At 37.1% G+C, this 11,464-nt stretch carries 7 protein-coding genes; 1 reads left to right on the top strand and 6 read right to left on the bottom strand.

Translation table 11 applies throughout. From position 1 onward, the window contains the following. Positions 1–87 precede the first annotated feature (87 nt). The 6 genes from DWZ63_RS12985 to DWZ63_RS12960 all read right to left on the bottom strand — a co-directional run bounded on the left by DWZ63_RS12985 (position 88) and on the right by DWZ63_RS12960 (position 8,680). Positions 88–1,800: a hypothetical protein gene (locus DWZ63_RS12985; RefSeq protein WP_055946707.1), complete on the bottom strand. Its 1,713-nt coding sequence runs from the start codon at positions 1,798–1,800 to the stop codon at positions 88–90. Between the two features lie 192 nt (positions 1,801–1,992). Next, positions 1,993–2,778: a DUF624 domain-containing protein gene (locus tag DWZ63_RS12980; protein ID WP_182431523.1), complete on the bottom strand. Its 786-nt coding sequence runs from the start codon at positions 2,776–2,778 to the stop codon at positions 1,993–1,995. Positions 2,779–3,009: 231 nt separating this feature from the next. Beyond that, a complete protein-coding gene (locus DWZ63_RS12975; protein WP_082440860.1) occupies positions 3,010–3,975 on the bottom strand; it encodes a carbohydrate ABC transporter permease in 966 nt (321 codons plus the stop codon). A 14-nt stretch (positions 3,976–3,989) separates the two neighbouring features. Then, on the bottom strand, positions 3,990–5,453 hold the full coding sequence (locus DWZ63_RS12970) for an ABC transporter permease subunit (RefSeq protein WP_055946699.1): 1,464 nt from the start codon (positions 5,451–5,453) through the stop codon (positions 3,990–3,992). Between the two features lie 367 nt (positions 5,454–5,820). Further along, positions 5,821–6,687, bottom strand: coding sequence for a hypothetical protein (locus DWZ63_RS12965; RefSeq protein ID WP_055946697.1), 867 nt, complete (start codon positions 6,685–6,687; stop codon positions 5,821–5,823). Positions 6,688–6,865: 178 nt separating this feature from the next. Further along, on the bottom strand, positions 6,866–8,680 hold the full coding sequence (locus DWZ63_RS12960) for a sensor histidine kinase (protein WP_118500081.1): 1,815 nt from the start codon (positions 8,678–8,680) through the stop codon (positions 6,866–6,868). A 225-nt stretch (positions 8,681–8,905) separates the two neighbouring features. On the opposite strand from DWZ63_RS12960, the gene DWZ63_RS12955 reads away from it, so the two are divergent. Further along, complete coding sequence (locus DWZ63_RS12955) at positions 8,906–11,422, top strand: hypothetical protein (RefSeq protein WP_147353236.1); 2,517 nt, start codon at positions 8,906–8,908, stop codon at positions 11,420–11,422. Positions 11,423–11,464 lie beyond the last annotated feature (42 nt).

The following is an 11,464-nucleotide window of genomic DNA, read 5'->3' as shown; positions in this document are numbered from 1 at the left end:
TATTCAACTTCACCAACACAAAAATCCCCTCCGCCTGTTGTGACGGAGAGGATAAATATCCATATAAGGTTTAACTTTAAATTTTGTTTAGTTAGTCAATGCTTTTTCTAATGAACGACGAGTTGCAGCTTCGTTCTCACACCACTTAAGGCACTTATCGTAACCATATGCTGCTGTATCTTTCTTCATCTTCTGAACACACTTATTGTACTCAGCATCTGTCTTAGCATAAATCGCTTTCCAAGAGTTCTCTTTGATAGATGTTGTAACCTGTGCCCATGTTGTCTTTAACTCATCATCCTTAGCACTTGCTGAGTAAGATGTTGCAGGTGCAACTACATAGTTTCCACCCTTTTCCATGTACTCGTTAAGGTTCTTACATCCTGTCTTGTTGACCCAATCCTGCTGAATCTTATACTCAGGAGTCTGAACATTAGATTTCCAGTTATCACTGTTGTATGTTTCACCGTTTGAATCAGGGTTCTCTGCATCGTTAGCCCATGTAGAGAATGCTGCCTGGATACTTCCATCCTGGAATGATCCCTTATGCTTCTCCATCTTTGTCTTACCATCGGCATGAGTCTTTTTACCAAGCTCTGTAAAGTATGTGTTACCATCCTTATCGTAATTCCATGTTTCACCCTTAGGACCATACTGATATACCATACGACCTTCCGGAGTTGCAAAGTAGTTGATAATTTCCATACATAAATCAGGGTACTCTGTCTTAGCACCGATTGTTGTAACACGGTCGCCACCCTGTGTATTCATACCATAAACGATAGGTTTAGCTTCGTCAGGTTTCATACAGTACATATACTTACCTGCTTTAAGATGTGCGTCTGTGTTAAATCCAAGTGAGCCTGAGTAGTTGAAGATTGAGAATAATACACCACCACTCTTAACCTTAGCACTCATCTGATCATATGTCTGTGTCATCGAATCAGGATCTACAAGACCTGCACGATATAAGTCATTGTAGAACTTAAGCATCTGGAGGTATGGTCCGTTATCCTCAAGTGCGTCATGGAACTTACCTGTCTGAGGATCATATAATCCGATACCCATCTCATCATAACCATAGTAAGCTGTAACTGTAGACTTAACATACATAACCATTCCGTCATCCCAGTCAGACCAGAGTGAAACGGCATATGTAGGATTTCCGTTATCATCCTTAGGACAAATTTCGTGCATCTTAATAAGCATATTCTTGAATTCATCAAGATTTTTAACCTTCGGGTAACCCATCTTCTTATATAAATCCCAACGAGTATCCCATGTATAGAAGAATGCATCATGATCCTTACTGCTGGTTGCTATACTGTGTCCAAGACCATAAGTAGTATCTCTTTCGCCATCTGTAATCGTCTTTGTAAGACCACTGTTCTTCTTAAGAGCATCTGACATATGTTTCTTAATATATGGTCCGCAGTCTGTAAGAAGATCATCTTCGTTCCAGTCGAGGAGAAGGTTGTTCTTAACAGCATCTACATAATCCTTTGAATCACTTCCCCAGATAACGATGTCTCCAAGGTCACCTTTCTGGGCACGTGTCTGGTAAACACCATCTGCATCAGGAATAATATTAAGCTCAACATTGAACTTTTCTTTAAGCACATCTGCTCCCCATCCTGTCTGCATACCCTGTGTGTTAGCCAACTGGCTGTAAACATCTAATTTAACGACGCCGTTTTTCTTTTTAGTACCACATCCGGAAAGCACTGACGCAGAACCTACAACCATACTGCCTGCAAGCAATACAGAAAGCATTTTTTTACTAAATGCACCTTTTCTCATAATTTTCCTCTTTTCTGTGTTGTATAATAAATCTCATATAAATTTGTGCACAACACAGCACAAATTCATTTGTCTTATGTATATATTTTACATTTTCAAGGACAAATGTGCAATATTTTTAAGCACTTTTATTACCCTCACTTTTTTTGAAACTTTATATTATTATTTCTACATTTTTTGTTTACATATAGTTTATTCATTCTTTTTTGCTTTTTTAGCAAGTTTTTCATAATCTATAGTCTCATATTCAGACACATCTACATCTTCTTCGGTTTCTTCTTCCTCATCATCAGAACCGCTGTTATCTTTTTCAATCCGGAGGAATATTGGTTTTGCCATTCCGCTTATCGTAAACATTATACATACCGGTCCAATAATAAGTCCAATAAACTCTGTTGTTCCCGACCATACAAACAACAGGATTTCAAATGCGACAACTAAAAATATAAGTATTGTTTTCTTAAAATATCTGAGAGAAATCGTAAATGAATTTCTAAGCGTATTTATAACAGTATTCTCATATCTTCCCATAAGTGCATACGCATAAACATAATGCGTAAATAATAATATCAGACCCAGTATAAAGACTATAAGAAACATTATATTTGAATCTTTGACATTATTAAAAAGCTGGAAATCAAGATACAGTGCATATACTGCAAATGTCTGTATTATACCTGCTATTCCGCCCTTAAAAAAACTCGCTTTAAACTCTTTAAAGAAAGGTTTAAATATATAACCCTCCTCGTCATCCACCATTTTAAGCGTAATCGAAAATGCCGCCACCGATGCAGCTCCCATAGTAAATGCACCTATGATACCACATGGTATCCAAAACAATCCAAGCCACTTCGGAAAAGCAAGTGCCAGCAAAAGCGGCAGACTGCAAAAGAGCCATAAAAAATTGAGTTCGAGCACATCCACAAGTCTTGTGCCAAATTTGTATAACGGGCTTTCAAAGAAACCATTTTTGAACATATAAATATTATCCCTCATTTCTGCACACGTTTTTTGTGCATATTAAGTTTGTGTCAAGTGTGCTCAGACACAAATCTTGTGTGCGAAAAATCTTGCATATATGGATTTTTCACACTATCCCCCCTATCTGACTGTAAATTTTTTAATGGGTGACTGTTTACACAATCACCCATTTATAAAAACTATAATCAGATTATCAAATCTTGAGTTAAATTGCAATACCTTACAGCATCAACCCTTAACCGCACCAAGCATGATACCTTTCTCGAAGTATCTCTGCATAAACGGATATACGCAAAGGATAGGAATAACTGATATCATTGAGATAGTGTACTTAATAACCTTTGAGTTCATAGCCTGTTCCATTGCATTCTTAGCTGTAGATGAATCTGCACTGTCCATCAATGTACCGAGGTTTGATGACTGGTTCAGGTAAATGTAAAGTCTATGCTGCAATGTAAAGAGTTTTGAATCACTCATAAGTATTAAAGAATCCTGGAATGAGTTCCAATGACCTACCGCACCGAAAATTGCGATTGTCGCAAGGATTGGTTTACTAAGAGGCCATATAAGTTTCCTAAATACCATCATATATGAAGCACCATCAATAAATGCACTTTCCTCAAGTTCCGCCGGAATCGACTCTATGTATGTCTTTACCAGAATGATATTATACGGAGCCACAATAGCAGGTATAATATATGCTGAGTAATGATTTGTCATACCGAGCATTGCAAAGTTCATGTACCATGGAATAAGACCTGCATTAAAATACATTGTAATAACAAGGAAACGATACCAGAAACTTCTGTGCCACATTTCCTGTTTTGTAACAAGATAACCGATAAATGCTGATGCAATTACCATAAGTGCAGTACCAATAAGTGTTCTTGATACTGATATGATAAATGCTGAACCAAGGTCACTAACCTCTTTAAGTGCAAGGTAATTTTGAATATTAAATCCCTTTGGCCAGAAGTTTACGATACCTCTCTGAACATAATCATTCCTTGATACTGTATTTACAAACAGATACCAGAATGGGAATATACATGTAACTGTAAACAAAGTAAAGAACAAATAGTTAAAAATATAAAATACTATATCACCAGGTGTAAGACGATATTTTCTTTTATGCTTCTTTTCATACTCTCTTTCTCTCTTAGCATCTTCTTTTTCCTGTTTTGTCTTTGCCATATCGTACTCACCTCCTATATGATACTCTCACCACGAAGCAGCTTAGATGCTCCATTGGCAACAAACAACAATACTACGGATATTACTGATTTAAACATACCTACAACCGTTGACAACGGAATACTTCCGCTGCTTCCCATACCTAACTGGTAAACATAAAGGTCAAGAACTCTGATTGACTGTGCGTTCTGTGCGTTTGTGAAGCAGAGATACTGGTCAAGACCGTTTGTAAGGATGTTTGCGATTGACATAAGTAAAAGTACAAAGAATGTTGGCAGAAGTCCCGGAAGTGTAACATGCCACATCTTCTGGAATCTTCCGGCACCATCAACCGTCGCCGCCTCATAAAGACTCTGGTCGATACCTGAAATACCTGCTATATAGATGATGGCACTCCAGCCGACACCTTTCCATGTGCCCCACGCCCACATCTTAATCCACATATGTGAGTCAGCCATCAGATAGTTCTTACCCTGTGCATTCTGTGCTAACATTCCAAACTCTTTCATGAATGTATTGATGAAACCATCTGTAGAGAAGATAGCTATAGCTATAGCATATACAAGTACCCAGCTTATGAAGTTAGGGATTGTTGTAAATGTCTGTACAAAACGACGGAATCTGAGACTCTTAATCTCGCAGAGAAATACAGCGAACATCATAGGAATCCAGCTTGTCAATACATTTAACATACTAAGACCAAGTGTATTTTTAATAACATTTATAAGGTCACGCCTTGTAGCTTCATTCTTAAATAAATATGTAAACCACTTAAAACCTACAAAATTGCTCATTGATAAAGTTCCACCGGCTTTGTAATCGAAGAATGCATATCTCCAGCCCCAAAGTGGTAAGTAGCAGAATACGAAAGCAAGTGCTGCAAATGGAAGGAACATAAGGAAGAGCTTATATTTTGATTCCATTTCAAATTTCTCATTCTTGTCTGCCTTAGGCATACCCGCCATAAGGATAAGTGTTGTAACAAGAAGTATAATTGCAAATACTGCATATAAAATCATTCCATTAGGGAATACAGGTTTTACGCGTTTTACATTTTCACTGTTCTGAATCATGTTGTAACTTATATAACAAAAGACAACACCGACAATCTCAGCTAACGAACCGCCAAAAGAAAACTTAAGTCCAAGTCTCTGTAATCTGAGATTTCCTAATGACATACATCCCCCTGCAATCGCAAGACAAATACCGAGCATCAATATAAGTGAACCGATAAATACTACAACAAATACAGTTTCATCAACCCATTCCATACGAAGTGCTCTGCTTGCACCGTCTGTAAGACTTGAGTATGAAACACCTGATGTAAACAATGAAATCGTGTCGTCGATCAATTTTGTAATTCTTGATGGACTAAATGCAGGAAAGAACGCTGCAACTATGGCTAAAATAGTAACAAGTCTCTGAACTATATAAACATAGTCTAGCTTGCCTCTCCCTTCTTTTTTTTCTTCTTTCATAATGACCTCCTAAGTTATGATTGGATAATCTTTTTGGCTATATAAATCTTTTATAACCATTTATCTTTTATCTGACCTTCTTCTTGATTTAATTATATAAATTTGGGGTGTAAAATACTACCACAAATTATTGACCGAAAATACATTTATTTTTCATACAAGTTTAATATTAGTTTATTTTTTGAATGTATTTTTAATATATTTCAATAACCTGTATATTTACTGATATATACATTTTCCTTTAAGCACCTACACCGCAGATACACATCAAAAAAACTGCCGCATCAGCACGATACGGCAGTTTTATTTAAACATTTATTATCCTTATAATAAATCCTAACTAAAGGTCATATGTTTTTATTTCTGATTAGTTTTTCTTTTTCTTAACGAATACTATAACACCTGCGACAACTACTACTGCAACAACTACAACTACTGCAACTGCTGTTGTGTTTGTACCTCCATTACTTTCAGTACTGCTTGTTGATGAAGTTGATGATGATGCACTTGAGTCTGCTGCCGGTGTAGGAGTAGCTGCAACTGCATTAGGATTGTCATTTGTAAATCCGCTTATAGTAAATGTAATCTGGATAGAATCAGATGGGCAAAGGATTGAAGGATTTTCAAACTGATCCTTTTTGTATGTATTTGTGCAGTCAAACTGGTAAAGTTTAACAAGCTCTGTATCCTCGTTTGTATAAGGCTCTCCTGAGAATGCCTCTCTGCCGTCGATAGACATCTTTACATCTGAAATCTTAACTGTGCCGTCTTTGATAGCACTGATAGGAATATCTGTTGATGCGTAAATCATTGATATAGGGTTTGCATCAAGGTCTGTGTCGATACAACCGTTAAGACCTGTTACACCGATAGTGTAAGTACCGTTTCCTGTAATCTCGGCATCAGTAACGGTTCCGTCCTTCTTTAATACTTTTCCATCTTTTGACTGAAGAATACTTGCATAATCATTTCCTGCAAGGTCAGTTCCCTTTACACCTAATGTAGGGCTGAACCACTGATCACGGAAAATCCATGTATTCTGCTGCTGAAGTCCGAAGTATGCATGATATGTTCCATCAGGATTAAATTTTGCTTTACCTGCTTTTTCACCGTCTTTTGTACACTGTGGTTTTACTGCCGCATTTGCTGCATTTGGTACTGCACCAACCGTAAGTGCCATTGCGAGAGCACATCCTGCGATTGCTGCTGAAATTTTTCTTAAAGATTTTCTCATAGTAAATCTTCCTCCTATACTTTTTTGTCCGGTGACCTTACTTTTACCTGATAATCATATAGCCACCACATTTCCAATATCTTAACATAATTCTAGGGGTAAATACCGTAAAATAAAACCATACTTTTTTGACATATTTACCCCTAGAATTAGTTAAATTATTTGATTTTAAGCAACATTACTCCCCAAAAACAAACGGCATCATTATTGTTATTTTTGTTCCTTTTCCAAGAGTGCTGTCTACCGTAACTCCAAACTGCTCTCCATATTGCAGCTTAAGTCTTTGATTTACATTGCTTACACCTATATGACCTTTTTCTGCCGCCTCACCTGAATTTATGGCATATCTCAATTTTCCAAGCTGATAGTAGTCCATTCCGACACCGTCATCCTCTATTGTCACGACGATGACTCCCACATCACGTCTCACATGCACTGTAAGATTTCCGCCATCCTCACTTGACTCCAGACCATGCACAAAGGCATTTTCAACAAACGGCTGTATTATAAGAGGAAGAACTTTTGCATCCTGCTCCACATCATCATCAACGATAACCTGCGAATGTATCCTGTCTCCAAACCTGTAATTTTGTATTTTTAAATAATATTCTATAAGCTGGACTTCCGATTTAAGAGTGACCTTTTTGTCGCTTACCTGAATATTTCTTCTCATTATCTTTGCAAGCATCTTTACAAGTTCCTCTATTTCAGGCTCCTTGTTTATTTTTGCTTTCATTCTTATTGTTTCGAGTGTGTTGTAAAGGAAATGCGGGTTTATCTGACTGGCAAGCATCTTAAATTCCACTTCTCTTTGTTTCGTATGAATCTTTTCTTTCTGAACCTGTTCCTCAACAATTTTTTGCATAAGTTCACGATTGTCATCACGCATCTTTTCAACTTCCCTATAAAGTTCAGCAATCTCGTCAGTCCCCTCAATAGGCGTAACCTTATCATATTCTCCAATAGCAACATAATGCATCTGTTTACGCAAAAGCTCCATTCTGTTTGAATACATTTTGGAAAACACAAGTATCAGAATAACTGACGCAAAAAGCCCTACGATAACAGCAGTATAACTTTTCAGGCTGTTAATATTTATACTTGATGTAAGATCCTGAACTCTCTCTATCGTTGTAATTGTAAAATGCGGCGGGTCTTCATACTCATATCCCTTTATCCGTGGATATATCTTATTGTAAACAAGAAGATAGTCTTCAACTCCGACCGTAATCTGTCCTGCATACTCATGCTGCTTCTTTTTTTTAAGCCGTTCTGCCAAAAACGGTGTATCATCATCCATGGCATAATTTGTATATATTATTTCACTATCATTATATAAAAGCACCGTATGCATAGAACGGTCTGAAATGGTATCTATAATAAAATCATTTTGTAACTGCACACACAATACCGCTATAATCTTTCCATATTTGTCCTTCATCGCCCTTGTTACCTGGATATGTTTCTGTCTGGTAGTTCGTCCAACGCCATAATTCCAGCATACATCTCCGTTTCTTTCAATCGTCGGCTTATACCAGTTCTCTGTCTTTACGGCATCACCCAGATAAAAGAAATACTTATTTGCACTTATCGGCTTATTATCAACAAATATCTTTATATCAGATATATCTCTTTTATAATAAGACAGATAGCGGTCAATAATCCCAAGTCTTGCATTGCACTCGTTTTCAAAATCAGATATGCTGTCGTAAGTTTTTCTTGTAACATCATTGACTGCCGAACTTACATATAATTGATTTAACACATCAACGGCCACAGTCATTGACTCTGAAATCTGTCGTTTTAGTATTTCAATCTCACTTTCCTGAGTATTTTTATTTAATTTTATCATGTTAGATTGATTTTTTGCATTTGTATATAAACTTGCAGCTATAAAAGGGAGCATTCCACCTATAATATATATAAGAATCATCCTGTTATGCAGTCTCAGTCCGCCTTTAACTTTATTCTTAATTTTTTGTTTTAATCCCATTGCTATATTTCCTTAACTTTTATTTTTATGTATGACCTATTATTGCCATTTTTTTATTTTACCATATTTATACTATTATTTATAGAAAAAATTTGCCATTATTTGAATTTTATTTTATACTTATATATATTTTTGTAAGGTGTTTTAACTAATGGTATTTTTAGTTTTCCACCTAAGTATAATAATTTGGGTAAAAGCCTTTTTGGGGGCAGAATGGAGTTTTATATGTTTAATAAGAAAAAGAAGAAGAAAATATTTATTTTTTTTGAAGCCGCACTTGCACTTTCAATATGCTGTTTTGCAGCCCGTATGATAAAGGCACACGCCTCATCAACCGACTCTGCCGACAGCTTACCTAATAAATTTATCAGCATTTTCTCGGAAACATTTTCGGATAATTCATCATCAAACGGCTCACCATCAGACAACACAACCGATGTGACACCTGAAGCCACCCCGGAACCTACGATTCCTGCAGCCCTCGAGGGTACAGTTACGGAATCTCACACCACATCCGCCACGACTTCTGCCGTGTCTATAGAATGGACACCAGTCGAAGATGCCGAGGGTTACAGTCTCACCCTTACATATAACAACAATACAACTACAATCGAAACTACTGAAAACACTTACAATATAACAGATTTGTCACCTGCAACAGTTATTTCTTATCATCTGAGCTTTTATAAGACAATTTTAGGTCAAAAAGTTTACAGTTCTCCATCTGCAGAGTTTTCCACAAGTTCTTCCGTGACAAAAGTCACCGGATTGACACTTACAGATAGGACTTCACCTTTAGAAGATAACGGTCAGGTTACTTTGAGCTGGGATGCCATGAGCAACGCTCTTTACAATGTTTACTACAAACAAAAAAATGCTTCTGACTATACTTTAGCCGGAACTGCAACAACCAATTCACTCGTTATATCACAGCTTAAAGCATCTGAAAACTATGATTTTTATGTTCAGGCATATTGTCTTTCACCGGACAATGTTGGCAAAGCCTCAGATGTTATTTCCGTTACAACGCTCCCTTACACAGTATATGGTTTTTCTGCTGACTCGGAAACGGAAACACAGATTGACCTTTCATGGGACGAAAATACAAGCGGTAATTACTACAAAATATACAGAAGTGTCAATGACGGACCTGCAGAATTTCTTTTACAGACTGAACAGACATCCTATTCGGACACGAATCTGGAACCCGGAACTGTCTGCTCATATCAGATTTCTGTCGTAAACACAACTACAGGACTTGAGAGTACATTAACCAGTGTTTTGCGTTGTGCATCACGCCCAACTGCCGTAACAGGTGCAGCTATAGAAAAAAGCACTGCTACGACCATCTCTTTTAACTGGGAGCAAAATACCTCTGCTACAGGATATATTATATATAGAAAAAAGGGGGCCGGTTCATATGTATATCTCACAAGCACGACTGAGACATCATATACAGACACTTCCCTTGCATCAGGTTCAAATTACAGATATAAACTTCTTGCATATGCAGATACCGAACAGCATCCAAGTTTAAGCTATTCTAATGAAATAAAAACTTCTACTTTACCTGCAAGACTTACGGTAAAAGGAAAAGCCGGCTACGGAAAACTCAGGCTTTCATGGACTGCCACCACAGGTGCGAGCGGTTACTATATTTATCAGCTTAAAGCTGGCAGTTACGAACTCATAGATACCTTAGAGGGCAAATCAAATGTATCTAAAGTTTACGAAAGTATGACTATAGGCACTTCCTACAAATATAAAGTAACTGCTTATAGAAATGCATTCAGTCAGAAATTTATCGGTCAGAATTCTGTTGTAACAACCGTAAAACCGGTAAAAACAAAGAAAACACTTACAACACCAAGTTACTACTCCACAAAGAAAGCACTGACTTCAAGTTATGCGTGGAGCAAAGTTCCTTATGTTAAAAAATATGCTAATTACAAAAAATGCATAACCATCCCCGGTATCCGTTCAACAAATGTTGCCGGATTTGAGAGTACAAAAATGTGTCCTCAGGCAATTACATTTGCCGGAAAATATCTGCTTATAACAGCATATGACACTTACTCAGAAGAAAAATCAGTAATATATGTAATGAACAAATACAACAGAAAACTGCTTACGGTTATCGTACTTCCAAACAAGACACATGGCGGCGGCATATGTTATGACGGCAAGACCGTATGGGTTACAAACGGTCAAAAGATAAGCGGTGTTGCTTTTACTGACATAAACTGTGCGGCATCCAAAAAACTTGCCTACAAAGAAGTTGAATATACTAAAACACTTGCAACAAACTATAAGTGTTCATTCCTTACATATTATAAGAAGCAGATTTGGACAGGTAACTTTGAATATACAAAAAATGGAACACTCAGAAGTTACACTATTCTCAATCCAAATTCAGAAAATACAACATTAAAAGAGCGTTCAAGCGTAACCATCCCTCCTGCAGTTCAGGGTATCACTTTTGCAACCGGCGGAAAGCTTATCGTTTCAAGAGCATACGGATATACAAATGAGCTTGACATTTACAAACCGGCAAAACCGGGAACAACTTCCATGCGTCTTGGCAAGAGACTAAAAAAGATAACAATGCCTGCATTAAATGAGGGAATCGCCATAAACGGTGCATATTTATATGTAAACTTTGAATCAGGTCTTCCGGGTTCACTCGCACTTAATCATATGGATCGTATCCTCGCACTCAAACTTAAGGCGATATTAAAGTAAACTGATGCCGCTTTCTAAAATGCTGCAATACACGGCATCAGT

Source organism: Clostridium sp. AF34-13, from assembly GCF_003477845.1.
In the GTDB taxonomy this organism is placed as follows: domain Bacteria; phylum Bacillota; class Clostridia; order Lachnospirales; family Lachnospiraceae; genus Butyribacter; species Butyribacter intestini.
The sequence above is the reverse complement of the archived record's forward strand: the minus strand, read 5'-3'. Positions and strand labels throughout refer to the sequence as shown.